Source organism: Aurantiacibacter aquimixticola (genome assembly GCF_003605475.1).
Classification (GTDB): domain Bacteria; phylum Pseudomonadota; class Alphaproteobacteria; order Sphingomonadales; family Sphingomonadaceae; genus Alteraurantiacibacter; species Alteraurantiacibacter aquimixticola_B.
Map to the genome: position 1 here is coordinate 2,100,458 of NZ_RAHX01000001.1, position 24,773 is coordinate 2,125,230.

A 24,773-nucleotide genomic window follows, 5' to 3' on the forward strand; every position below is an offset into this window, starting at 1 on the left:
CAGCGAAAATGTCCCGTCAAAGATCGCGCATACGCATGCGCAGCATGGATGACTGGAGAGATAACGCCCTCTTCTCAGACGGATATAGCCAGGTTGCATCTCACGCAACGCAGCTTGCCCTTTTCGCACTTGCGAAATGCTGCCCGCCCCAGCATATGTCTCCCTGCCTTTCAGGCATCCTCTCCCAAAACTTTTCAGGCCCGGTCGGTTTCGACCGGGCCTTTTCTTTTGTCCGCTCGGCACCATCGCGCAGCTGGCCTGTTTGCAAAGTGGCGGGGGCGCTCCTAGCTCCTCTATCGACACGAAATGCAGGACAAGGGCGGCGCATGGCTGAAAGTGATGCAGCGGTAATCGAAGAAGGCACGGTCAGGTTGCAGGTGGCGGCCGCCCGGCAGGAAGAATCGGGACGCGGTGTGGTGCGCATGCCGCGTAGCGCGTTCCAGGCGCTCGGCATCACCGAAGGCGATCCGGTCGAAATCGAAGGCAAGCGCGCCACTGTCGCCATCGCCGCTGCGGCCTATAATGAGGACGAGGCGCTCGACGTCATCCGGCTGGACGGCCTCCAGCGCGGCAATGCCGAAACCGCATCGGGCGAGCACGTGATGGTGAAGCGCGCCGAAAGCCAGCCCGCCACTCGCGTGGTGTTCGCACCCGCACGCCGCGAAATGCGTCTGCAGGGCCCGACCGAGGCGCTGAAACGCGTCTTCTTCAAGAAGCCTGTGGTTGCCGGCGATCTCGTCGCCACGCATGGCCAGCAGCCCGTGCAGAACGTGCCGCCCGAAGTGCGCCGAATGTTCAACGCGCCCGCTTATGCGCTGACGCAGATCCGCCTGCAGGTCGTCTCCACCACGCCCAAGGGCATCGTCCATATCGACGAGAACACCGAAGTCGAGCTGCGCGCCGAGTTCGAGGAGCCGCGCGATGCGCGCGGCATGATCAATTACGACGATGTCGGCGGGATGGAAGAGACCATCAAGGCGCTGCGCGAAATGGTCGAGCTGCCGCTGCGTTATCCGGAGCTGTTCACCCGGCTCGGCGTCGATCCGCCCAAGGGCGTGCTGCTCCACGGCCCGCCCGGCACTGGCAAGACGCGGCTGGCGCAGGCCGTCGCCAACGAGTCCGATGCAGAATTCTTCACCATCAACGGGCCGGAGATCATGGGCAGCGCCTATGGCGAGAGCGAGAAACGCCTGCGCGAAGTGTTCGAGGAAGCCGAGCGCAGCCAACCCGCCATCGTCTTCATCGACGAGATCGATTCCATCGCGCCCAAGCGCCAGAACGTGCAGGGCGAGGCGGAGAAGCGGCTGGTCGCCCAGCTGCTGACGCTGATGGACGGATTGCAGGCGCGCGCCAATCTTGTCGTGATCGCTGCCACCAATCGCCCGGATGCGATCGACGAGGCGCTGCGCCGCCCCGGCCGGTTCGATCGGGAAATCGTGATCGGCGTGCCGGACGATAACGGCCGGCGCGAGATACTGGCGATCCATACGCGCGGCATGCCGCTTGGCGAGGGCGTGGACCTCGCCGAGCTTTCGCGCTCCACGCATGGTTTCGTCGGCGCGGACCTTGCTGCGCTAACCCGGGAAGCGGCGATCGAGGCGGTCCGGCGGATCATGCCAAAGCTCGACCTCGACGCGCGCGAAATTCCTGCACAGGTTCTCGAGGAATTGTGCGTCGAGAAGAACGATTTCCGCGAGGCGCTCAAACGCGTGCAGCCATCGGCCATGCGCGAAGTGCTGGTGCAGGCGCCGACCGTCGGCTGGGACGATCTCGGCGGATTGCAGGACGCAATCGACAAGCTGAAGGAGGGCGTGGAGCTGCCGCTCAAGAACCCGCAGGCGTTCGACCGGTTGGGCATTCGCCCGGCCAAGGGCTTCCTGCTTTATGGCCCGCCTGGCACCGGCAAGACCTTGCTCGCCAAGGCGGTGGCCAAGGAAGCCGAGGCCAATTTCATCTCGATGAAGAGCTCGGATTTGCTGTCCAAATGGTATGGCGAGAGCGAGCAGCAGATCGCCCGCATGTTCGCCCGCGCCCGCGCGGTTGCACCCTGCGTCGTCTTCATCGACGAGATCGACAGTCTCGTACCCGCCCGCGGCTCCGGTGCAGGCGAGCCGCAGGTGACGGCGCGCGTGGTGAACACGATCCTGGCCGAAATGGACGGGATGGAGGAGTTGTCCTCCATCGTCGTGATCGGCGCGACCAACCGCCCGACGCTTGTCGATCCTGCCTTGCTGCGCCCCGGCCGGTTCGACGAGCTCGTCTATGTCGGCGCGCCGGACGAGGAAGGCCGCAAGCATATCCTCAAGATCCATACGGCGAATATGCCTCTGGCGGACGATGTCGATCTCGGCGCGGTGGCCAAGCAGGCGGAGCGCTTCACGGGTGCCGATCTGGAGGACGTGGTCCGCCGCGCCGGCCTTGTCGCCATCCGCCGCGCGGACGGTGCTCCCGACCAGGTGACGAAGGCCGATTTCGACGAAGCGATGGAAGACAGCCGCGCCACCGTCACCGCGAAGATGGAGCAGGAATATGCGAAGATGAAAGGCGAGCTGAAAAAGCGCGCCGCATCGCCGCAGCCCATCGGCTTCATCACCGAGGGCATGGTGGAGAGCACGCGGGATAGTAAGCATTAGGCTCGCTTGTTTTTCGATCCGACATCCGTCGGTTCGTCCTCGCTAGAGGCGCGGCAAGCTGCGCCCGCTGCGGGCGGGAGTTCGCCCTTGCCTCGCTTTGCTCGGAGCTCCGCGACCAGCCATCTTGGAAAGCGCAAGCATCGGGCGCGATCAGCGCTCGACAGAGCGCGAACGCGCGACTGCGGGCGCCCCGCACCCCGGACTTGATCCGGGGGAAGGGAACAGCACCGAGGACGCACCCGTGGATGTGGGTGCATGAAACAAAAAATCTACGCCACGTATGTTAGCATTATTTCGCAACCCGCGCATTCGCCGATTCGACTTCCAGCCGGTGTCGGATCAGCGCACCGGGCATTTCGCGGCGCAACCAATCGAGCATGTGTTCCCGCACCGCGCAGCGCAGGTTCCAGACGTCGGGAATGGTCGCGGCGCTGACCGAAATGCGCAGCTCCATGCTTTCGGGATAGGCTTCGGTCATCAGCACGGCGGCGGTGCGTCCGTCCCACAATTCGTGCTGGCCGACGAAACGCTCCAGCTCGGCGCGGATTGGCGCGACTTCGGTGGCTGGGTCGAGATGCAGGAACACCGGCCCGGTCAGTATCTCGCTCTTGCGCGACCAGTTCTCGAAGCTGGAATCGAGCACGGAGGCGGTGGGCACCACCACGGCGCGCTCGTCCCAGGTGCGCACGATGATGAAGGCCATGTGGATTTCCTCCACCCGGCCGGTATGCCCTTCGATCACCACCATGTCGCCTAGCCGCAGCGGCTCGGTGATGGCGATCTGTAATCCCGCGATCAGCGATTTGAGCGCAGGTTGCGCGGCGGCACCGACCGCCAGCGCGGCAAGACCTGCGGAGGCGAGCAGCGTCGCGCCGATGTTCTTTACGGCCGGGATGGTGAACAGCATCAGACCGACGGTGATGAAGATGATCGCGAAGGTCGCCGTGCGCGACAGGATGGAAATGCGCGTGCGGCGACTGCGCACGGCAACGGGATCGGTCGCCGCATCCAGCCGCAGCTCCATCGCCCCGGTAAAGGCCTTCACTAGCGAATAAACGATCCAGCCGAGCAGGGCGGGGCGCAGGAACTGGCCGAGCGGCTCCCACACGGCGGCAAGGGAGGAATCGACCTGCGCCGCCAGCGTGATGGCGATGGCGATGAGCGACCATTTGATCGGCGATGCAATCTTGCGCAGCACCAGGTCGTCGATTTCTGAGTCGGACTTGCTGGCAATCTTCATCACCACGGCGAAAGAGACGCGGTAGATCAGCCACGCGATCAGGATGGCGGCCACGAGCACCACCAGCGCCTCGCTCACCTCAAGCCACTGGACTTCGAAATTGTGCGGATCGTATTTGTCGAACATGCCGCGCGCCCTAATGGTGCGGCGCGGCAAATTCAACGAAAGTCGGCTGCTGACTTAATGCGCGTCGTCCCAACTCGGCCCGTGCCCGATCTCGATGCCGAGCGGCACGTCCAGCTCTACCGCGGGCAGCGCCGCTTCGGCCATCACCCGCTCGATCACCGGGCTGGCGGCTTCGACATCGCCCTTCGGCAGTTCGAATACCAACTCGTCATGCACCTGCAGCAGCATGCGCACATGGCCGAGACCGGCATCGTCGAGCGCGGGATTCATACGCGCCATGGCCCGCTTGATGATGTCGGCGCTGGTGCCCTGGATCGGCGCGTTGATGGCGGCGCGCTCGCTACCGGCACGCTCGTTGGGGTTTTTCGCACTGATGCGGGGGAACCACGTCTTGCGGCCGAAAAGCGTTTCCGAATAGCCTTTTTCGCGCACCGTCTCGAGCGTGCGGACGATGTATTTCTGAATGCCGGGAAAGCGCTGGAAATAGGTATCGATCATGTCCTGCGCTTCGTCCGCCTCCACGCCGAGGCGACCGGCAAGCCCCCAGCGCGAAATGCCGTAGAGGATGGCGAAATTGATCGTCTTGGCAGCCGCGCGGCTGTCCCGCGTCACTTCGCCATACATTTCCTTCGCGGTGCGGGAGTGGATGTCCTCCCCGCTGGCGAACGCCTCCTTCAGCGTTTCGACATCCGCCATATGCGCGGCGAGACGCAACTCGATCTGCGAATAGTCGGCGGCAAGCAGCACATTTCCCTCATCCGGCACGAAGGCCTTGCGGATCTGCCGCCCGATCTCAGTGCGGATGGGGATATTCTGCAGGTTCGGGTCGGTAGAGGAGAGCCGCCCGGTCTGCGCGCCGACCAGGCTGTAACTGGTATGCACGCGGCCCGTATTCTCGTTGATCGCGGCCTGCAAGGCGTCCGTATACGTACTCTTGAGCTTGGAAAGCTGGCGATATTCCAGCACCTTGGTGGCGATCGGCGCGCCTTCCTTGTCGAGCCGCTCGAGCACGCTCTGATCGGTCGAATGCTGACCGCTCTTGCCCTTCTTGCCACCCTTGTAACCGAGCGTGTCGAACAACACTTCGCCCAACTGTTTCGGGCTGCCGATGGTGAATTCCTGACCCGCCTCGGCATGGATTTCCTTTTCCAGCCGCCCGATTTCCTCGGCAAAGGTTTCGGAGAGGCGCGAAAGCTCGGCGCGGTCGACCTTGATACCGTGGCGCTCCATCGCGGCGACCACCGGGATCAGCGGACGATCCACCCGCTGGTAAATGCGCGCCGCCCCTTCCATCGGCATTCGGCGAGCAAGATGCATGTGCAGCCGCCAGGTGACATCGGCATCCTCGGCGGCATATTCGGTCGCCTTGCCCAGCGGCACTTCGCCGAAAGGGATCGCCTTCTTGCCGGTGCCGCAGACATCCTTGTATTTCAGGCATGTGTGGCCGAGATGGCGCTCCGCCAGTTCGTCCATGCCGTGCCCGCCGCCGATCCCGTCGAGCGAGCGCCCGGCATCGAGATCGAAACTCATCACCATCGTATCATCGATGGGGGCGATATCGATCCCGTTCCGCGCCAGCACATTGATATCGTATTTGATGTTCTGCCCGATCTTGAGCACCGCATCGCTTTCGAGCAGCGGCTTCAGCGCGGCGAGCGCCTGTGCCTTGCCCACCTGCTGCGGAGGATTGGCGAACATGTCGCTGCCACCCCCATCTTCATTGAGGTGCGCGAGCGGAATGTAGCAGGCATCGTTCGGGCCGAGCGCGAGGCTGATCCCGACCAGATCGCAGACCATGCAGTCGAGATCGCTGGTCTCGGTATCCACCGCGACCCTATGCGCAGCCTGGGCGCGGGCGATCCATTCCTGGAGCCGCTCCATCGTCTGCACGGTTTCGTAGGCAGAACGATCGACGTCGGGCATGTCCGGCAGAGGCTGGACATTGCCGCCCGGCGAAGCAGCGGCGCCCTCAGTGTCGGCACGATTGCGCCCTTCGAGATTGGTCGTACGGCCCGGACTGCCGGAGCCTGCTTCCAACCGCTTGAGCAGCGAATTGAAGCCGTGGAGTTCGAGAAATTCGGCGAGCGGTTCGGGCGCGATGCCGTCCAGCTTCATATCCTCGAGCGCGATGGGTAGCCCGCAATCCTTTTTGAGCTCCACCAGCACGCGGCTGAGTTCCGCGCTTTCGCGGCCTTCGAGCAGGCGTTCCTTCAGCTTGGATTTTTTCATGTCCGGCGCGGCGTCGAGCGCGGCGGCGAGCGAGCCATTGTCGTTGATCAGCTTGGACGCCGTCTTCGGGCCAACGCCGTAAATGCCGGGGATATTGTCGACGCTGTCGCCCATCAGCGCAAGAACGTCGCCCAGCAATTCGGGCGGCACGCCGAATTTCTCCTCGACCTCCTCGCGCCCGATGCGCGCATCCTTCATCGTGTCGAGCATGTCGATGCAGCCGCCAGTCTCCACGCCGGGCTCGAGATCCTCATCGGCGCATTGGCCGATCAGCTGCATCAGATCCTTGTCGGAAGATACGATGGTGACGTCCCATCCCTTTTTCGTCGCGGCGATGGCGTAGCTGGCGATCATGTCGTCCGCCTCGACATCGGGCTCCTCGATCATGGGAAGCGAGAATGCGCGCGTCGCGTCGCGAATCAGCGGGAATTGCGGCACCAGATCCTCGGGCGGGTCGGGGCGGTGCGCCTTGTAATCGGGATAAAGATCGTTCCGGAAGGAATGGCTCGACTTGTCGAGCACTACGGCGAGGTGAGTCGGACCGTCGGCCTTGTCGAGATCGTCTGCCAGCTTCCACAGCATGGTGGAGTAGCCATAGACCGCCCCAACGGGTGTCCCTTCAGGGTTGGTGAGCGGCGGCAGGCGGTGATAGGCGCGGAAGATATAGGCCGAACCATCGACCAAGTAGAGATGCTGTTTTTCGGCCATGCGCGCCTGCTAGCACGCGTTTCGGGCCCGGTCAGCCAAGAAAAATGATGGCGAAAAAATGGCGGAATTGCGCGGTTTGTGCCGCAATCGCGCCCAATTGTGGCCACATTTGGCTTGCGCCGCCCCAATTGTGGCATTATTTAGGCAATCGAGCCGGTCATCAGACTGGCTTCGGGCCGGAACGTTTCCAGCCCTGAATGTTCGCAGATTAAGGGGTTTATCCTATGCGTAAGATCGTTCTCGCCGCTGCCGTCGCCGGCGCCGCTCTCTCCCTCTCGGCTTGCTCCGAGCAGACCGAAGCCGATGCCGAAGGTGCCGTTGAAGGCGCCATGGCCGACACCGAAGCCAATGCCGACGCCATGGGCGACGACATCGACGCGGCCGCTGCCGACGCCGAAGTCGCCATGGACGACGCTGCCGCCGACGTCGACGGCGAAATGACCGAAATGGAAGCCGAAGTCGAAGGCGAAACCATGACGGAAGCCGAAGAAGACTGATTTCAGTCCTTCGACTACACGAACAAAGAAGGGCGTGGCCAGCGATGGCCGCGCCCTTTCTTTATGCGCTGGTGATGGGAGCCGCGCTGGCGCTCGGCTTTACCGAACAGCGTTGTATTGCGCGTTGGCGTAATTGCGACGCGAGGCCTCTTCGGCGAAACCGTCATAGATGCCGCGTGCGATGGAGGCGATACGCGCATCGCGGCGTAGGCGGGAGCGAGTCTTGTTCGCATTCTCATCCGCCTGGTTGGCGCTTTGACCGGTGACGTAGATCGCCATGGCAATGGCTCGCCCATCGGGCATTTCGATGATCCCGATATCGCTCGCCGTGCGATTGAGCGTGCCGGTCTTGTGCGCGACATTCACGTAGCTGGGCATCTGCGCCGGAATACGCCGCGTCCCGGTGCGACAGCGTTCCATCGCGGAAATGATCACATTGCGGCTCGTCCCGCTGAGCCAGCGCCCCTGATAGATACCGGCAAGCATCTGCACCATCGTATTGGGCGTCGCGCTATCGCGACGGTCGATATAGGTCACCGGGTCATGCTCGCCATCGTCGCGCACCAGCGTGGCGATGTCGCGATCCAGGCTGAAATCTTCGAGGCCGGCGCGGCGCGCCCAGTCGTTCACGGCCTGCGGGCCGCCGACGGCGGCAAGCAGAGCATCGGTGGCCGGGTTGGAACTGCGCGTGATCATCAGGTCGATCAGGCGATGCGCGGTCATGTATTCGCCTTGGCGAACCGGCGCCGCGGCGCTGGAGAAGCGGCGGGAACGTACGGCCCACAGAAGCGGAAACTCGCTCGTCAGGCTCCACCGGCCCTGATCGACACCTTCGAGGAAAGTCGCGGCGATTGCGATCTTGCTGGTGCTGGCCATCGGGAAGCGCTGATCGCCCAGGATCGAGATCGATTCCCCGGTCGTCAGGTCGATCGCGGCGACGCCGATACGGCCCTGGCTGCCTTCCGCAAGTTGCGAGATGCGCTGCTGGACGGCGCTGTTGGTGCTGGCGGAATTGGTGGCGAAGTCGCGCGGCGCGCGGACCTCGGTGCCGAAGGCGTTGTCGAAAGCGTTTTCGAACCCCGCTTCCTGAGCATTTGCAGGGGCCAGTGGCGCAAGTGCAAGCGCCACCAGTGAAACGAAACGACCGATCCGTGATACCTTCATTTCACTCACCTGCCCGAAACATGCTTTGCAAATGCTTAACATGTTTCACGCTGGCGATAAGAGCGCGACGAAGCGCGCGGATTTGTAGCCGGACCGAGTCGTTTCGTGGGTTTTCGTTGAAAATCAGGCGGCAATGAGCGCCTGCTCGATCTTGTCGAGAGGCTCGCTGGTCAGCGTCTTGTCGAGTTCGCCGACCACGCGCTTTTCCAGTTCCTGATGATAATGGCGGCGCATTTCGCCGAGCGTCTTGGGATCGGCGATGATCACGATGTCGTCGATTTCGCCCTTCATCGCCTTGTCGTTGAGGTATTCCGTCACCGCTGCGCCGTGCGCCAGTTCCTCGAGATCGGTATTGCCCTTCAGCTTGCTGGCGGCATCCTGGTGCTTGACCCCGGCGCTGTAATTGCTCGGGTCGAGATTCGGCTCGCTCACCTTGCTCAGCTTGGGCTCGAAGATCTGTCCGTCATTGCGCAGCAGGACGAAACGCTCTCCATCGACCAGGGCGACGTGGGCTTTGTGCGGGACTTTCACTCTCGTATTCTCCTTGGATGTGTCTGTTGCACAACCAACACGCGAGGAGGGCGATGGTGCCGCGCGGCTGCGCCTATTCAGGTTTGCGCAGACGCCAGGCGAACTGGTCCGTCCGGCCACGGATTTCATCATCGAACACATTGGCAGTGCGCGGATCGCCTGGCCGGGCATAGAGATCGCTCTCGGCCTCCAGCTCGAAGCCGGCATCGGTCAGCAGGCGCATAGCCATTTCGCGGTCCATTCGGTGCAGCGTGTTCGCCGCTTCCGCGCCGCCCCCTTCCGCCGCCAGGTGATCGACCACGACCAGCGTACCGCCGGGCTTCAGCGCGTCGAAGAGCATGCGCGCAGTGCGTTCGGGAGTGTCCTCGGGGAATTGCTCGAGCCAAAGATCGTGCAGGTTCATCACCGTGACGATGGTGTCGAGCGGTTCGGGCCAGCCCGGCGCGGTCAGCGGCGCGCGCAGCGCAAAGACGCGGATGGGATTGCCGTCATTATCGGAATAGCGGCGCACGGTCTGGTCCTGATCCGCTGCATAATCGGCATTGAAAGCGATGAACTCTTCCGGCTGGAAGGCGTAAACTCGCCCGTCGCCGCCCACCGCCGTCGCCAGCAGGCGCGTGACATAGCCGCCGCCCATGATGAAATCGCCGACCACGTCGCCGCTATCGATCTGCGCGAAGGCCAGCAATTCTGCCGGTTTGCGCGCGTCGTCCTGCGCCACATCGTCCGTCCGGGCGATGTCGCTCACGGCCTGGCGATAGCGGTCGGGCGAATATTCCGCAGACGCTTCGGGCTGTTCGGGCGCATCCTGCGCGCATCCGGCCAAAACCAGCGCGGCGGCAGTTAACGTTATCAATCGCATCGGTGCCTCCCTGCAATCAGCCCGGATTAATCGACGAACGGCAATGCGCAAAGTGTTGACGCGGACCGCCCAACTGGGCTTCGTGCACGCCGAACGGAATTTACCCCTATCGGAGCCCTTCATGACATTTACCCGTCCTGCCCTTGCTTCCCTGTCCTTTGCCGCGATGCTGATGGCGTCTGCCGCGCCCGCGCTCGCGCAGGATGTGCAGATCGTGCAGCCAGGTGCGCCGGGCAGTGGCCCTCGCGTGCTGAGCGAAGCGGAAGCGACGCAGCTGGCGCGTATCGAATATCTGCCTGCCGACATTTCCTTCATGCGCAACATGATTGTCCACCATGAGCAGGCGGTCGAAATGTCGGCGCTGGTGGCGGACCGCACCAATAACGAGACGGTCATCGCCATCGCCGACCGGATCGACGCCTCGCAGCAGGACGAAATCCAGTTCATGACCGACTGGCTGACCGATCGCGGCCACCAGCCGCAAATGCACAGCGCCGGCCACATGAACCACATGGACATGGCGGGCATGGCGAGCGCCGATCAGATGGCCGAGCTCGCCGCATCGCGCGGCATCAATTTCGATCGCCTGTTCCTGCAACTGATGAGCGAGCACCATCGCGGCGCGCTCGAAATGGTCAGCGATCTCTACCAGGTGCAGGGCAGCGCGACCGATCCGGTGCTGTTCGATTTCACCGCCGAGGTCCGCAGCGACCAGATGGCCGAAATCGCCCGGATGACGCAGACGCTGTCCGAACTGTCCGACGATCCGCGTGCGGGTCTCGCGGGCGGCCTTTTCGATGCGGAAGAAGCGATCAGCAATCTTCGCCATGTCGCGTTTCTGCGCAAGCCTGCAGGTTTCTTCGATCCCGCCAACCCGACCGGCGGCCGGATGATCATCCCGCCGGTAATCGAGGAGCACGCCGAGGGACATGAGGGCCACGAAGGCCACATGGCCGCGGGCGCTGCCGAGGAGGGCGATGGCGAAGCGACCGAGACAAGCGGCGAGGAACTGGCCGAAGCCGCCGTGGCCGCACGCCCGGCCCAGCCCGTGCGCTATGCCCAGCGCGGCGGTCTTCTGGACTTCGCCAATACCGACATGGCCTTTTCCGGCGACCTGATGGTCGCGGGCAATTATCACGGCTTCAACGCCTATCGCCTCGACGATGAAGGCGTACCGCAGCTGATGAGCTCTGTCGTGTGTCCCGGCGGACAGGGCGACGTTTCGATCGTCGGCGATCTACTGATCATGAGCGTCGAGCAGACGCGCGGGCGCGTCGATTGCGGCCTTGAAGGCGTAGTGCAGGATGTCAGCCAGGAACGCTTCCGCGGCCTTCGCATATTCGACATTTCCGACATTCGCGCGCCCGTGCAGGTCGGCCAGGTGCAGACGTGTCGCGGCAGCCACACGCACTCTGTCGTCAATGCCAATGACGAGCGGATCGTGGTCTACAATTCGGGCACGTCGGGTGTGCGTGACGAGGAAGAGCTGACAGGCTGCATCGGCTTCATCCCCGGCGACGACCGCACCGCGCTGTTCAGCATCGACGTGATCGAAATTCCGGTGGCAGACCCCAGCCGCGCCCGCATCACCTCCTCCCCGCGCGTCTTCGCCGGCGAGGACGGCACGCCGGGCGGCCTGTGGCTGGGCGGGGACCATGGCGACGGCACCCAGCGGACCGCGCCGACGGACCAGTGCCACGACATCACCGTGTTCCCGACGAAGAATCTCGCAGCGGGCGCCTGTTCGGGCAATGGCATCATCTTCGACATTTCGGACCCGTACAATCCGCGCCGCCTCGACGCGGTGACCGATGACGGCTTCGCCTATTGGCACTCCGCCACCTTCAACAATGATGGCAGCGTGGTGCTGTTCACCGATGAATGGGGTGGCGGCGGGCGTCCGCGCTGCCAGGCGACCGATCCGCGAAATTGGGGCGCCAATGCGTTCTACGAGATCGTCGACGGCCAGCTGGAGCGCCGCGGCACTTACAAGATCCCCGCGCCGCAGGGCGAGATGGAGAACTGCGTTGCGCATAACGGCTCGATCATCCCGGTGCCGGGCCGCAACATCTTCGCGCAGGCCTGGTATCAGGGCGGGCTGTCCGTGATCGATTTCACCGACCCGAACAATCCGTTCGAGATCGCCTTCTTCGATCGCGGCCCGGTGGATGAAAGCCAGCTGGTCACCGGCGGCTACTGGTCGGTCTACTGGTATAACGGCAAGATCTACGCGACCGAGATCGCGCGCGGTGTCGACGTGTTCGAACTGACGCCGAGCGAGCACCTGACACAGGCGGAGATCGACGCGGCGGAAAATGCCGATATGGGCGAGACCTTCAATCCGCAGACGCAATATCCGGTGACGTGGAGCCAGGATCTGATCCGTGCCGCGGAGCGCAGCCGCCGCGGCGGGTGATCCGTCTGAAACAATTGCTCAACAGAAAGGGGCGCGCTGACGACAGTGCGCCCCTTTCTCATTTGGAAATACCTGCATGAAATCGACCTCCAGAGCCGCCAAGCTTCTGCTCGCCCTTGCCGTCATTCTACTGCTGGCCACGCTCATTTCGCTGGTGGACACCAATCGCGGCGTGGTTCGGATGCTCGACACCATGCGCGAACCGATGATCTATCTCGCGGCGATAGTGGCCGCGCTGGGCCTGATGTTCGCCAGGTCCGCGCGCTGGCTCGTACTGGCCATGACGGGCGCGACCATCGCGATCAATTTGTGGCGCATCTGGCCCTACACCATGTTGGCCGCCGCCGAAGTGCCGCTGCCCGACGATGTGGACGGTATGAGCTGCGCGCGCGTGCTGTCGCTCAACGTCAAGCAGTCGAACACGCAATACGATCGCACCGCCGCGCTGATCGACCGGGTCGATCCCGACATCCTGCTGCTGATGGAAACGAATGCGCGCTGGCTTGCCGAGCTGGAACCGCAGCTGGCACGCTATGGCGAGCGGGTGGAGCGGCCGCTGGAGAATACCTACGGGATGATTTTTGCAACGCGACTGCAAGTCGATGCTGCGCAAATGGTCGCAAACACCTCTGCCGATACGCCCACGCTCTATGCGACATTGCGCGTAGCCGATGGCGCCCGGTTCGCGCTGATCGGCCTGCATCCGCGACCTCCGCTTCCGGGCGAAAGCACCGCCAGCCGCGATGCCAATATCGCCAATGCCGGCGCGCGCACGCCGGACGACTTGCGCAACGTTCTCGCGATCGGCGATTTTAATGATGTGCCGTGGTCGGAGACGACGCAGCGTTTCGTGCATGAAGGCGGCTACCGCGATCCGCGCGCCGGTCGCGGCTCCTACGCCACCTTTCCGGCGGATTACGCACTGCTTGGCTGGCCGCTCGATCAGATCTTCGTGAAGGAGGGCGTTAAGGTCGAGACGCTCGACATCGGCGAGGATGTCGGATCGGATCACCTGCCTCTGATCGCGAAGATCTGCGTGGACCCGGCCGCAGCGGATTCCGATGTCGGCGGCGCGTCAGAACCAGGCGCGCAGGCCGAGTAGGAAGACGATGCCGTCGGGGTCGTCCCCAGCGGCGCGGATTATGTCGGCGGTGCGGCCGGTCGCGGCTTCGTACTCGACGCCTACATAGGGCGCGAACTCCGGCACGAATTCGTAGCGCAGGCGCAGTCCGGTCTCGATCTTGGGCAGGCCTGCGCCGAGACCGCGTTCGGGAATGTCCTGCGCCGACAATTCAAATTCGATGCGCGGCTGGAGAACGAGCTTCTGCGTCAGGCGCATGTCGTGCTCCGCCTCGACCCGGGCGAGCAGATTCCCGTCGTCCGAGAGGAAGGCGGTTGCATCGAGGTGGATCATGTAAGGGGCCAGACCCTGCACGCCGATTGCGGCATAGGCTGTGGTGCCGGGCTCCACATCGAGCCTGATGCCGCCTTGCAGATCGAAGAATGGCCCGATGGCGCGGCTGTAGAGCAGCTGCACTTCGGCACCTTCCAGGTCGCCGCCGAATTCTCCTTCGCCCTCGGTCTTGAACACCACGCGGTTCACGGCCGTTCCGTACCAAGCCTGCGCGTCCCACAGATATTCGTCCTCGTCCCCGCCGAGCCGGGCCTCGAGCCGTTCGATCAGCGGGAAGAAGAAGGTCTGGTCGCCATGCGTCGCGCGATTGTAGCCGCGCGCGGCGACCATGTTTTCCTCGCCCCAGATGGCATCGGCGGCATGCGCCGGTCCCTCGAAAGCGCGGGGCGGCGGTGGGCCTGTCGGGATCTCCATCCCGGCGTGGTCGTGCTGCGGCTGTGTTGCCGGAGCCGGACGCGCGGTCGGGCCGAGCCTGATCTGGCCAAGTGGATTGGCCTGCGCCTCGCTCGGCGCGTCTTCCTCGGGCATGCCGTGCCCCGTATCGTCCTGGTCTTCGGGCTCCTCCTGAGCATCGTGGCCTCCATGCGCCGAATGATCCTGCGCCGCGGAAGGCGAAGCGATCAGCGCGGCGCCCGCGAACAGAAGCGCTCGCATCAGCCCTGCGCTTCCGCTTCGGGGAAGGGTCGCACGGTCACCACCTGCATCATACCGGCATGCATGTGGTAGAGCAGGTGGCAGTGGAAGGCCCAGTCGCCTGGCTCGTTCGCGGTCAGGTCGAATGTCGCCGTCCCGCCGGGCTGCACCACAACAGTATGCTTGAGCGGCTGGTTCATCATCCCCGCGCCGTTCACCAGCTCGAAGAAATGGCCATGCAGGTGGATCGGATGCGCCATCATCGTGTCGTTGACGAGCTTCACGCGCACACGCTCGTCAAAGCCGAAGCGGATCGGATCGTCGGTGACGGCTGAGAACTGCTTGCCGTCGAAGGACCACATGTAGCGCTCCATATTGCCGGTGAGATGTATCTCCAGCTGGCGTTCGGGCATGCGGTGCGGATTGGCGCGTTTCGCCTTCAGATCGATGTAGCGCAGCACGCGGTGATCGACACTGTCGAGGCCGAGGCCGGGAAAATCCATGCGATCCACCGGCATGGGCGCAACCATGTCGAGGCCGGGGCCGACCTTCACGGCGGGCGGCAATAGCGAGGTATCGCGCATGTCGTGGGACATGGCCTCTCCGCCACCATTGGCGGGCATGGCATGACCCATCGCCCCATGGTCCATCCCGCCATGGCCACCGGAACCATGCTACATGCCGCCCATCCCCATATCGACCATGGTGAGTGTCGGTATCTGTCGCAGCGGCGGCGGGCTGGCGCGGCGACCGGGCTGCGATGTAAGTGAGGCGGCGCCCATGCCCGAGCGGTTCATCGCCTCTGCCACCAGCGCATGGCTGCCCGCGCCCGGCTGCACGATCACGTCATAGGTTTCGGCAACGCCGATCTGGAATTCGTCCACCTCGACATCGTCCACATCCTGCCCGTCCGCCGCGATCACCGTCATCGGCACGCCGGCAAGGCGGACATTGAAGAACGTCATGGCGGAGCCGTTGATGACGCGCAGGCGAATGCGTTCGCCCGGAGTGAAATCGAACAGCAGATCGTCCGCCGGGCCGTGGCCGTTGACGAGGAAGGTGTAGGTCGCGTCGGTCACGTCGGAGATGTCGCGCGGATTCATCCGCATGGCACCCCACATCAGCCGGTCTTCCATGCTCATCTCGCCATCGGACAGCGTCTGCATCTGGCGATTGAAGTAATGCTCGCCCACGGCCAGCATGCGCGCGATCTCATGCGGGTGGCGCGGTGTGAACTCGCTCAGCAGCACCACATAGTCGCGGTCATAGCGGGGGTCCGGCTCGGCCGCGTCGATCACGATTGGGCCATAATGCCCTGCCTGCTCCTGCAGCCCCGAATGGCTGTGCCACCAATATGTCCCGTTCTGGCGAATGGGGAAGCGATACCGGAACGTCTCACCCGGCTTGATGCCGGGAAAGCTGACGCCCGGCACCCCGTCGAACTGGAAGGGCAGCAGCAGGCCGTGCTAGTGGATCGAGCTGTCTTCATCGAGACCGTTGGCGACATTGAGCGTCACATCCTGGCCTTCGGTCAGCCGGATCAGCGGGCCGGGGACAGTGCCATTGACAGCAATGGCATGGCCGCTGCGAGAGCCCGTGGTGAAATGATGCTCGCCGATCGAAAGATCGATGCTCTCGCCCGAAAGCGTGCCGAAGCCGTTGCGCGCATGGGTCAGCGAACGCTTCCGCGCCCAGGCGGGCACGGCAAGCCCCGCGGCGGCCAGCGCGCTGCAACCGGCGAGGAAGCGGCGGCGGGTCGGATTAGGCATGATGGGCATATAGAATTCGCGCCGCGGATGAGAAAGGGGCCGAAAGACCAAGTCTTCCGGCCCCGCTCTTTGGGTCGAGAAGCGGGCGCTTTAGAAGCCGCCCATGCCACCCATGCCGCCCATGCCGCCCATATCGGGCATGGCAGGTGCGTTGGACTTGTCTTCCGGCTTCTCGCTGATCGCCGCTTCGGTGGTGATCAGCAGGCCGGCGACGGAAGCCGCGTCCTGCAGCGCGGTGCGCACGACCTTGGTCGGATCGATCACGCCGGCATTGACCAGGTTCTCGTACTGGTCGGTGGCTGCATTGAAGCCGAGGCTGTCATCGTTGCCGTCGATCAGCTTGCCCGCGACGACTGCGCCGTCATGGCCGGCATTCTCGGCGATCTGGCGGATCGGCGCCTGCAGCGAGCGGCGGACGATGTCGACGCCGCGCGTCTGGTCGTCATTCGCGCCAGTCAGGCCTTCGAGAGCCTTGGTGGCGTACAGCAGCGCGGTACCGCCGCCCGGGACAATGCCTTCTTCGACGGCAGCACGGGTGGCGTGCAGCGCGTCGTCGACACGGTCCTTGCGCTCCTTCACCTCGATTTCGGTCGCACCGCCAACCTTGATGACGGCGACGCCGCCGGCCAGCTTGGCGAGGCGTTCCTGCAGCTTTTCCTTGTCGTAGTCGGACGAGGTCGTCTCGATCTGCGCGCGGATCTGCTCGACGCGGGCCTTGATGGCATCCTGGTCACCGGCACCGTCGACGATGGTCGTATTGTCCTTGTCGATGGTGACGCGCTTGGCTTCACCCAACATGGAGAGGCCGACATTCTCGAGCTTGATGCCGAGATCTTCGGAAATCATCTCGCCATTGGTCAGGATCGAGATGTCCTGCAGCATGGCCTTGCGACGATCGCCGAAGCCCGGTGCCTTCACCGCCGCGACCTTCAGGCCGCCGCGCAGCTTGTTGACCACGAGGGTCGCCAGCGCTTCGCCTTCGATGTCCTCGGCAATGATAAGCAGCGGACGGCCCGCCTGCACGACGGATTCGAGCACCGGCAGCATGGCCTGCAGGTTGCTGAGCTTCTTTTCGTGGATCAGGATGTAGGGATCGTCGAGCTCGACGGTCATCTTTTCCGGATTGGTCACGAAATAGGGGCTGAGATAGCCGCGATCGAACTGCATGCCTTCGACGGTTTCGAGCTCGAATTCGAGGCCCTTGCTCTCGTCGACGGTGATCACGCCTTCCTTGCCGACCTTCTCCATCGCCTCGGCGATCTTCTCGCCGACTTCACGGTCGCCATTGGCGGAGATGATGCCGACCTGGGCAATCTCTTCCGAACCGGCGACGTCCTTCGAACGCGACTGGAGATCCGCAACGACCTTGTCGACGGCAAGATCGATGCCGCGCTTCAGGTCCATCGGGTTCATGCCGGCGGCGACCGACTTCATGCCTTCGCGCACGATGCTCTGGGCGAGCACGGTGGCGGTGGTGGTGCCGTCACCGGCGCTGTCATTCGCCTTGCTGGCGACTTCGCGCAGCATCTGCGCGCCCATGTTCTCGAACTTGTCGGAAAGCTCGATATCCTTGGCGACGGTGACGCCGTCCTTGGTGATGCGCGGTGCGCCGAAGCTCTTGTCGAGCACGACATTGCGGCCCTTGGGGCCGAGGGTGACTTTCACGGCATTGGCCAGCGTGTCTACGCCCTTGAGGATTCCCTCGCGAGCGTTGCGGCCGAACTTTACGTCCTTGGCAGCCATTGGTGTTTCTCCTGAAATTCGGTGTTAGTTGATGAAGTGCATCCGGGAATCGGCTCAGCCGATCACGCCCATGATGTCGCTTTCCTTCATGATCAGCAGGTCTTCGCCATCGAGCTTGACCTCGGTGCCGGACCACTTGCCGAAGAGCACGCGATCGCCGGCCTTGACGTCGAGAGCGACGCGGTTTCCGGAATCGTCACGCGCGCCTTCGCCGACGGAGACGATTTCGCCTTCGCTCGGTTTTTCCTTGGCGCTGTCGGGGATGATGATGCCACCGGCCGTCTTTTCTTCGGCCTCGATGCGGCGGACCAGTACGCGGTCGTGCAGCGGACGGAATGCCATTATATGACCTCTTCCTGTTACGAGAGTTGATGTTGGTTGGCACTCTCCGGGTGAGAGTGCCAGCGGGCCGCAGATGGTGCCCGGTTCACGTGGAGTCAATGGGCTGGCGGCGGAAAAAGTTTCGCCCGATACGCCAGGGCGTGGGCTATGTGCGTTCGCGCCTTTCGTGCCGTCAGATTTCGCGCCGCGTCAGGCCGAGCGTCTCGCGCGCGTTCCAACGCTGGAGGAGCAGCGCGGCGGCTACGGTCAGGCCGGTGGCGAGGCCGATCCACACGCCCCTGCCGCCCATCGCGGTGCCAAGACCGAGGCCCGCGGCAAGCCCGAAGCCGGGCAGCCAATAGCTGAAGATCGCGATCCACATCGGCACGCGCGTATCGGTAAGGCCGCGCAGCGCTCCGGCCGCAACCGCCTGTATCCCGTCCGAGAGCTGGAACGCCGCAGCGATCAGCAGGAAGCCGGTCGCGGCTGCGACCAGTTGCGCATTCGCCGGATCGGCGGGATCGATATAGACCGACAGCAAAGCTTCGGGCGCAAGCACCATCGCCAGCGCCGTCACCACCATGAAGCCGCTGCCCATCACGATGCTCGTCCAGCCCGCGCGGCCCATACCGAGCGGATCGCGCGCGCCGAAAAAATAACCGACCCGGATAGTCGCCGCCTGGCCCACGCCGAAAGGCACCTGAAAAGCGAAGGCGGCAAGGTTGAGCGCGAGCGTGTGCGCGGCCAGCTCCAACCCGCCGACGCGGCCCATCAGGAAGGCTGCCGCGCCGAACACACCTGCTTCGGCGAGCACGGTAATCGCGATAGGCGTGCCGATGCGCAGGATGTCCATGAAGCGCGGCCAGTCGGCGCGCCAGAAGAAGCCCATGATGCGATAGCGGTGCAGGCGCGGATCGAGTCTGATTGCAGCGGCATACATGGCAAGGATCGCCAGCGAGGTGATCAGCGTCGCCACAGCCGCGCCGGGCAGGCCGAGTGCGGGCGCGCCGAGATTGCCGAAAATGAAAGCGTAATTCGCCAGCGCATTCACTCCGATGCCGAGCGCGGTGATGAAGGTGGCGAAAAGCGGGCGACCCAATGTGGAGACGTAGTTGCGCAGCACGCCCGCCAGCACCATCGGCGCGGTCGACCAGAGCAGCACCTGCATGTAGCTGGCGGCGAGCGCGGCGATCTGCGGTTCCTGCCCGGTCAGCCGCATCAGCGGGCCGATGAGCGCACACAGCGCCATGCCGACGATCGAGACGATCAGCGACAGCCACAGCGCCATGCGCATGGCGCGCCGCACCGGGCGCAGGGCAGGCCCGCGCGCGCCGATTTCTGCCGCCATGATCGGCGCGACCGCTCCGGTCAGCGCCTGCAGGCTCCAGACGATCAGCCCGAACAGCGCCACCGCCAGCGCCGATGCCGCAAGCTCGTCCGCACCCAGCCGCGCGATGAACATGACGTCGATCGCATAGGTCAGCATCTGCAACAGGTTGGCGAGCGCCAGCGGCCCGGCAATGCGGAAGGTTGCGCGCGTCTCGACCTTCCAGCCGGGCGTTTCGGGGTGGGCGACGGGCCGCATGTCGTTTCGCTGCAGCGCGACTCGCGAAGGCCCGCACAGCCGGTCCGAATAGGCGCGATGGCGGTGTCGGGGAAGGGCAGTCAGCTTTTGGAAAGCGAGGCTGCGCTAGGAAATGCGCCATGCACAAAACACGCGCCTTCGCCGCGGCCGCTGCCGCGCTCATCGCCCTGCCGGGTTCCGCCCAGGCCCAGGAAGTCTTCGGCGGGGTCTACGCCCACGCGGTCGACACGCCGTTCACGCTGGAGACGACCGAAGGCGGCACGGTCGATATCGCCGCGGGCATCCGCTTCGACGGGATCGAGGCTCTGAGCGCCATCGGCTCGCCCGAGCCCTATATCGTCGCGAATGTGAATACGTCGGGCTTCACGAGTTTTGCAGGCGTAGGCGTCGCATGGACCATCGGCGACGGCCCGGTCTATGTCCGCCCCGGTATCGGCCTTGTCGTGCATGACGGCCCCGAATTCCGCGTGAACCCCGAAACCGGCTTTCGCACCGATCTGGGCAGCCGCGTCCTGTTCGAGCCAGAGATCGGCGTGGGCTACCGCCTGTCGGAGCGCGTCTCCGCCGAAGCGCACTGGATGCATATAAGCCAGGGCCAGATCTTCGACGGCGATCAGAACCCCGGCATCGACATGATCGGGGTGCGGGTGAATGTGGGGATTTAACGGTTCGTCGATCCCAATTCCTACCACATCAGGACGCCGATAATCATTCCGATCTGGACCACGACAATAAGCTGAAGACACGTCGAGAACGGCTCTTTGCGGGTTTTATGCCGGAACAGATGCCGGCCAAGAAACGCGCCTGGCGTCCCGCCGATCAGCGCCAGCCCCAGCAAATCCGATTCCGCAACGCGTCGACCGCCTTTGCGCGCGCGATCTTTGTCCTGCCAGAAGCGATACACCGTCCAGATATTCAGAAGCACGAGTGCTGGAAAAATCGACGTGGTCATGCAGTCGCCATTGCAGGCGAGTTCCTAAAGCTACGTTATGGCGGAAGGTTTGCAACTCATACCGCTGGAACAGAAAGGGCGCCACCATCGCTGGTGACGCCCCTTGGTGATCCGGTTCCGGACCGAAGCGTAAGCTTGTGACTTACTTCAGTTCGACGGTACCGCCGGCTGCTTCGATCTTGCCCTTGATCTCTTCGGCTTCCGCCTTGTTCACGCCTTCCTTGAGCGGCTTGGGCGCGCCTTCGACGAGGCCCTTGGCTTCGGTGAGGCCGAGACCGGTGATGGCACGGACTTCCTTGATGACCTGGATCTTCTTGCCACCGTCGCCGGTGAGGATGACGTCGAATTCGTCCTTCTCTTCGGCAGCGGCTTCACCACCGCCACCGGCGGCGGCAGGTGCGGCGACGGCAGCAGCGGCGCTCACGCCCCACTCTTCTTCCAGCGCCTTGGCGAGTTCCGCCGCTTCCATGACGGTCAGCTTCGAAAGGTCTTCTACAAGCTTGGCAATATCAGCCATGATGTTTCACTCCAATTGGGTGGGGCGCAAAATCGGCCCCGCGTATGTTTCGTATCGTGTGCGAGAAAGCGTCTGTTACGCCGCGTCCTTGGCGCCATAGGCACCGAAGACACGGGCAAGCTTGGCCGCCGGTTCGTTGACGACGCGGGCGATTTTCGTCGCCGGGGCGTTGACAAGACCAACGATCGTGCCGCGCAGTTCGTCGAGGCTGGGCATCGAAGCCAGAGACTTGATACCTGCTTCGTCGAGCACCTGCGTGCCCATCGATCCACCGACGATTTCCAGCTTGTCGTTCGACTTGGCGAATTCGACAGCAGCCTTGGCAGCCGCAACCGGGTCTTCGGACCAGGCGAGGCCGACGGGACCGGAGAGATATTCCTCGATACCCGTGTAATCGGTGTCTTTCAGGGCGAGCTTGGCGAGACGGTTCTTCGCAACCTTGTAGCTGGCGCCAGCATCACGCATCTTCCCGCGCAGATCGGTGGACTGATCCACCGTCAGGCCGAGATTGCGGGTGACAACCACCACGCCAACCTCGTTGAAGACCTTGTTCAGCTCGGCGACCGCTTCGGTTTTTTGCGAACGATCCATGCCGTACTCCTTCACTAATGGTCGCCCGCTTGGGACGGACGACCGGCTCAAATCGCCACGCCGCTCATGCGACATGGCAAAGGTCCGTTGATGGGGAAGGAGATGCGCCTGGAGCGCGAAGGACGGTTCCCGTTAAGGGGCCGCCTGAAACTCGTATCCCCGTCTAGGCTGGAAATTAAGAGCCGCAAATCCGGCTCACCAACTGTCTCGGACGGATGACCGAAAAGCGAAAGGCCCGCCGGTCAGTGGCGGGCCTCTACGGATTTGCAGGCCGGAGTCAAGACAACTCCGGTCAGCTTGTGCGATCAGATTTCGTCGGCGGCTTCTTCGAGCTGCTCGGCTTCCTGCTCGGCAGCGGCTTCCATGTTGTCATTGCCCATTTCTTCGGCGAGTTCGGCTTCGGCTTCGGCAACACCGGCTTCGGCGTCCATCACTTCGGCTTCCATCTCTGCGATGTCGTCGGCCTGCTCGCCGGCTTCTTCGGCCGGGCCATCACAGGCTGCGACCAGTGCGAGGGCGGGTGCGATGGCAATTGCGATAATCTTTTTCATGTAACTTCCCCTTCATCGAATGGCGCGGAACTGCGCCCGTTCACATACCCAACGGTCTGTGATGGCCACAGTTCCGCCACAATTTCAACTGCTCCTTTCATAGCCCAGCAGGTCGCCCGGCTGGCAGTCGAGCTCCCGGCAGATCGCCTCCAGGGTGGAGAAGCGGATCGCCTTGGCCTTGCCGGTCTTGAGGATGGACAGGTTGGCGAGGGTGAGGCCCACGCGCTCGGCCAGTTCGGTCAGCGTCATGCGGCGTTCGTGCAGCAAGTCGTCGAGTTTCACCACGATGTTGGTTCCTTCCGTTTCGTTGCCCATCACACGGTCCCTTCGAGATCTTCGCGCATGCGTGCACCGAGCTTGAACACACGGGCGAGGATGAAGAGGACGATGACCATCAGGATGCCGGTCAGATCGATCCCGGCATCGATAGTGATGTCGTCGTGGCCAACCTCGTCGGCCCATTTGGCGACCATCAGTCCGATGCCCATGATCGGCACCTGAATGAGCTGCACGGCGAGCAGTAGCCAGGCCATGACATTCAGCCGGTCCGCATTCTCCGGCGCGAAGGGATCGCCATGGCCCACGGTATCGATGATGCGGCGTAGCCTTCCGAAGAACACGAAGATGATGCCGACCGCGATCAGCGCGAGAGCGATTACGGCGAGGGCGGAGCCCAGCGGAAAGTCGCCCGCCTGCGGGCCAAGCTCTGTGGCGAGTTCGGCGGAAATGTCGTCCCGCCAGAAATACAGCACGGGCATGGCGATCAGCAGCGCGGCGGCTGCGAGGCCCGTTACGCCTTGCATGAAAATGGTGATGGCCTTTCCGGCCAGCAGCAGTGGATCGGTTCGCTTCTCGGTCATTGCGATATCTCCTCTCGATCGGGTCAGGCGAGGACCGGCGCGGACGCGACGGCGAGCTGTGGCTGGAGGGGCGTGGAGGTGACGGCGGCGAAGCTGGTGGCGGTGATCATCACGGCAGCGACGACGGCGAGCATTTGATTGGCGAAACGTGTCATTTATCGATCTCCTTTATCTGACTTATTGAAAAACAATATGCCCGAGTCGCTTCATATTGTCAATCGATAATATCGAAAAACAATATGGCGCAGTTTCTGCGCGAAACCGTGCCCGCAATTTGGTCACCGGCGCGCGAGCGGCTAAGCGGCGGCGCGATGGGCGGGACGACGGCTTTCAGGGGGGATATTCAAGGACTGCGCGCGCTGGCTGTGCTGTCCGTCGGAGGGTTGGCGCTTGCCTTCTTGCTGGCATGGCTGTCCTACCGTGTCATCGAGCGACGGCTGCTCTGAAATGACGGCCCCGGGCGCTAGTTCGTCTGGGGCGCGGCGATGATGGCGGTGGCCATTGTGGCGGCCCTGGCGACCGTCGCGGCGCGCGGTCTTTCGCAGCGTTTTACGCAGACGCAGCTTTCGCTGCTCGCCGCCACGAAAGATTTCAACCTTCGCCGGGACGCGTGCCATAGCGGCGCGACCGATCCCATTCCCTACGCGCGCACCTGCACCATCGGTGCGGAAGGTCAGACGGCGGCCATTGCCGTGTGGGGTGACAGTTTCGGGGCGGAGCTGGCGCTGCCGCTGGGCGAGATGGCGGCCGAACGCGGCGGTGCGGTGCGGCAGATAACGGCATCGGCCTGTCCGCCAACCTTGGGGCGCAGCGTCGACGTGCGCCCCTATTGCCGCAACTACAATATGCGCATGGCCGAAGCGTTGGCTAATGACGGCACTGTGCGAACCGTGGTGATGGTCGCGAATTATCATGGCTATGGCGACGCTGCGCGACCCATCATCCGGCAGGGCTTTGGCGAAAGCGTCCGGGGCCATGCGGACGGCAGGCAAGTGGGTGGTGATCGTCGAGCCTATTCCGAACTTTCCCCTTCTCGGTGCCGCATCACCCTATGCTCGAAAGGCGCCTGGCAGGGGAGCCTGCCAGCGTCGTGGTGCCGCGCCGCGAATTCGAAGCGGACACCGCGGATATTACCCGCGCCCTGAGACAGCTTGCGCAGGAAACGGGCGCGCAAACCATCGACGCATCGACGCATCGGCGCCCCTTTGCAGCGAAGGTGGCTGCCGGTCGCGTGCCCCCGATGGCACGGTGCTCTATTTCGATGAAAAGCACCTCAGCGTGGGTGGTGCGCGCTACCTGCTGGGCGGATCGCAAGGCAATATCGCGGAATGGCTCGCGGCGCCCGATCGTCCTTGACTCCGAGGGGTGCGAATCCTACATCGCGCCCATCGCCGGAAAGCTTCGAGCAAGGTGGGCCTGACGCGGGGGCCT

Annotated in this window: 23 protein-coding genes and 2 pseudogenes; 8 read left to right on the forward strand and 17 right to left on the reverse strand. The window is 63.7% G+C overall.

Annotated features, from left to right (window positions below; all coding sequences use genetic code 11):
• Positions 1-326 precede the first annotated feature (326 nt).
• Positions 327-2,633, forward strand: a complete 2,307-nt coding sequence (locus D6201_RS10620) for a CDC48 family AAA ATPase (protein WP_120048754.1) — start codon at positions 327-329, stop codon at positions 2,631-2,633.
• A gap of 289 nt (positions 2,634-2,922) precedes the next feature.
• On the opposite strand, the gene D6201_RS10625 is transcribed toward D6201_RS10620, so the two are convergent.
• Both D6201_RS10625 and polA read right to left on the reverse strand, forming a co-directional pair.
• Complete coding sequence (locus D6201_RS10625; RefSeq protein WP_120048755.1) at positions 2,923-3,999, reverse strand: mechanosensitive ion channel family protein; 1,077 nt, start codon at positions 3,997-3,999, stop codon at positions 2,923-2,925.
• A gap of 54 nt (positions 4,000-4,053) precedes the next feature.
• Positions 4,054-6,936, reverse strand: a complete 2,883-nt coding sequence (gene polA / locus D6201_RS10630) for a DNA polymerase I (RefSeq protein ID WP_120048756.1) — start codon at positions 6,934-6,936, stop codon at positions 4,054-4,056.
• Between the two features lie 224 nt (positions 6,937-7,160).
• Here polA and D6201_RS10635 point away from each other — a divergent pair, with 224 nt between their 5' ends.
• On the forward strand, positions 7,161-7,433 hold the full coding sequence (locus tag D6201_RS10635; RefSeq protein WP_120048757.1) for a hypothetical protein: 273 nt from the start codon (positions 7,161-7,163) through the stop codon (positions 7,431-7,433).
• 99 nt (positions 7,434-7,532) lie between these two features.
• Here D6201_RS10635 and D6201_RS10640 read toward each other — a convergent pair whose 3' ends face one another.
• The 3 genes from D6201_RS10640 to D6201_RS10650 form a co-directional block, all read right to left on the reverse strand.
• Positions 7,533-8,597 (reverse strand): serine hydrolase, encoded by a 1,065-nt coding sequence (locus D6201_RS10640; protein ID WP_120048758.1) that lies wholly within the window; start codon positions 8,595-8,597, stop codon positions 7,533-7,535.
• Positions 8,598-8,720: 123 nt separating this feature from the next.
• Positions 8,721-9,128, reverse strand: coding sequence for a baeRF12 domain-containing protein (locus D6201_RS10645; RefSeq protein WP_193725701.1), 408 nt, complete (start codon positions 9,126-9,128; stop codon positions 8,721-8,723).
• A gap of 73 nt (positions 9,129-9,201) precedes the next feature.
• On the reverse strand, positions 9,202-9,990 hold the full coding sequence (locus D6201_RS10650) for a class I SAM-dependent methyltransferase (protein WP_120048759.1): 789 nt from the start codon (positions 9,988-9,990) through the stop codon (positions 9,202-9,204).
• A 121-nt stretch (positions 9,991-10,111) separates the two neighbouring features.
• Here D6201_RS10650 and D6201_RS10655 point away from each other — a divergent pair, with 121 nt between their 5' ends.
• Positions 10,112-12,406, forward strand: a complete 2,295-nt coding sequence (locus D6201_RS10655) for a DUF305 domain-containing protein (protein WP_120048760.1) — start codon at positions 10,112-10,114, stop codon at positions 12,404-12,406.
• A gap of 76 nt (positions 12,407-12,482) precedes the next feature.
• Positions 12,483-13,508 carry an endonuclease/exonuclease/phosphatase family protein gene (locus tag D6201_RS10660; protein WP_120048761.1) on the forward strand — a complete coding sequence of 342 codons (1,026 nt, stop codon included), beginning with the start codon at positions 12,483-12,485 and terminating at the stop codon, positions 13,506-13,508.
• Here D6201_RS10660 and D6201_RS10665 read toward each other — a convergent pair.
• From D6201_RS10665 to D6201_RS10685, 5 genes and pseudogenes are all read right to left on the reverse strand, one after another.
• Positions 13,482-14,474, reverse strand: coding sequence for a copper resistance protein B (locus D6201_RS10665; protein ID WP_120048762.1), 993 nt, complete (start codon positions 14,472-14,474; stop codon positions 13,482-13,484). The two genes, D6201_RS10660 and D6201_RS10665, sit on opposite strands and share 27 nt — an antisense overlap.
• Positions 14,474-16,222: pseudogene (locus tag D6201_RS10670) on the reverse strand (copper resistance system multicopper oxidase). Before D6201_RS10670 ends, D6201_RS10665 begins: the two are co-directional and overlap by 1 nt.
• Positions 16,223-16,312: 90 nt before the next feature.
• On the reverse strand, positions 16,313-17,965 hold the full coding sequence (gene groL / locus D6201_RS10675) for a chaperonin GroEL (RefSeq protein ID WP_120048763.1): 1,653 nt from the start codon (positions 17,963-17,965) through the stop codon (positions 16,313-16,315).
• 54 nt (positions 17,966-18,019) lie between these two features.
• Positions 18,020-18,307, reverse strand: a complete 288-nt coding sequence (groES, locus tag D6201_RS10680) for a co-chaperone GroES (protein WP_120048764.1) — start codon at positions 18,305-18,307, stop codon at positions 18,020-18,022.
• 172 nt (positions 18,308-18,479) lie between these two features.
• Positions 18,480-19,871, reverse strand: coding sequence for an MATE family efflux transporter (locus tag D6201_RS10685; protein ID WP_120048765.1), 1,392 nt, complete (start codon positions 19,869-19,871; stop codon positions 18,480-18,482).
• Between the two features lie 119 nt (positions 19,872-19,990).
• Between D6201_RS10685 and D6201_RS10690 the strand changes: the two genes are divergently transcribed.
• Positions 19,991-20,536 (forward strand): acyloxyacyl hydrolase, encoded by a 546-nt coding sequence (locus tag D6201_RS10690; RefSeq protein ID WP_120048766.1) that lies wholly within the window; start codon positions 19,991-19,993, stop codon positions 20,534-20,536.
• Between the two features lie 20 nt (positions 20,537-20,556).
• On the opposite strand, the gene D6201_RS10695 is transcribed toward D6201_RS10690, so the two are convergent.
• From D6201_RS10695 to D6201_RS13195, 7 genes are all read right to left on the reverse strand, one after another.
• Positions 20,557-20,823: a DUF1294 domain-containing protein gene (locus D6201_RS10695; protein ID WP_120048767.1), complete on the reverse strand. Its 267-nt coding sequence runs from the start codon at positions 20,821-20,823 to the stop codon at positions 20,557-20,559.
• A 142-nt stretch (positions 20,824-20,965) separates the two neighbouring features.
• Positions 20,966-21,340: a 50S ribosomal protein L7/L12 gene (gene rplL / locus D6201_RS10700; protein ID WP_120048768.1), complete on the reverse strand. Its 375-nt coding sequence runs from the start codon at positions 21,338-21,340 to the stop codon at positions 20,966-20,968.
• Between the two features lie 75 nt (positions 21,341-21,415).
• Complete coding sequence (rplJ, locus tag D6201_RS10705) at positions 21,416-21,931, reverse strand: 50S ribosomal protein L10 (RefSeq protein ID WP_120049365.1); 516 nt, start codon at positions 21,929-21,931, stop codon at positions 21,416-21,418.
• 305 nt (positions 21,932-22,236) lie between these two features.
• Positions 22,237-22,482 carry a hypothetical protein gene (locus tag D6201_RS10710; protein WP_120048769.1) on the reverse strand — a complete coding sequence of 82 codons (246 nt, stop codon included), beginning with the start codon at positions 22,480-22,482 and terminating at the stop codon, positions 22,237-22,239.
• Between the two features lie 84 nt (positions 22,483-22,566).
• The gene (locus D6201_RS10715; protein ID WP_120048770.1) at positions 22,567-22,797 is read right to left on the reverse strand and encodes a helix-turn-helix domain-containing protein; all 231 of its coding nucleotides are present in this window, start codon (positions 22,795-22,797) and stop codon (positions 22,567-22,569) included.
• Positions 22,797-23,342, reverse strand: coding sequence for a DUF2975 domain-containing protein (locus D6201_RS10720; RefSeq protein WP_120048771.1), 546 nt, complete (start codon positions 23,340-23,342; stop codon positions 22,797-22,799). The genes D6201_RS10715 and D6201_RS10720 overlap by 1 nt, the downstream gene beginning before the upstream one ends.
• A gap of 23 nt (positions 23,343-23,365) precedes the next feature.
• Positions 23,366-23,497, reverse strand: coding sequence for a hypothetical protein (locus tag D6201_RS13195; RefSeq protein ID WP_277949493.1), 132 nt, complete (start codon positions 23,495-23,497; stop codon positions 23,366-23,368).
• Between the two features lie 84 nt (positions 23,498-23,581).
• Here D6201_RS13195 and D6201_RS10725 point away from each other — a divergent pair, with 84 nt between their 5' ends.
• The 3 genes and pseudogenes from D6201_RS10725 to D6201_RS13240 all read left to right on the forward strand — a co-directional run bounded on the left by D6201_RS10725 (position 23,582) and on the right by D6201_RS13240 (position 24,698).
• Positions 23,582-23,788: a hypothetical protein gene (locus tag D6201_RS10725; protein ID WP_120048772.1), complete on the forward strand. Its 207-nt coding sequence runs from the start codon at positions 23,582-23,584 to the stop codon at positions 23,786-23,788.
• 42 nt (positions 23,789-23,830) lie between these two features.
• Positions 23,831-24,265: pseudogene (locus D6201_RS10730) on the forward strand (SGNH hydrolase domain-containing protein); the annotation flags it as partial.
• A 52-nt stretch (positions 24,266-24,317) separates the two neighbouring features.
• A complete protein-coding gene (locus D6201_RS13240; protein WP_422664708.1) occupies positions 24,318-24,698 on the forward strand; it encodes an SGNH hydrolase domain-containing protein in 381 nt (126 codons plus the stop codon).
• Positions 24,699-24,773: the final 75 nt, after the last annotated feature.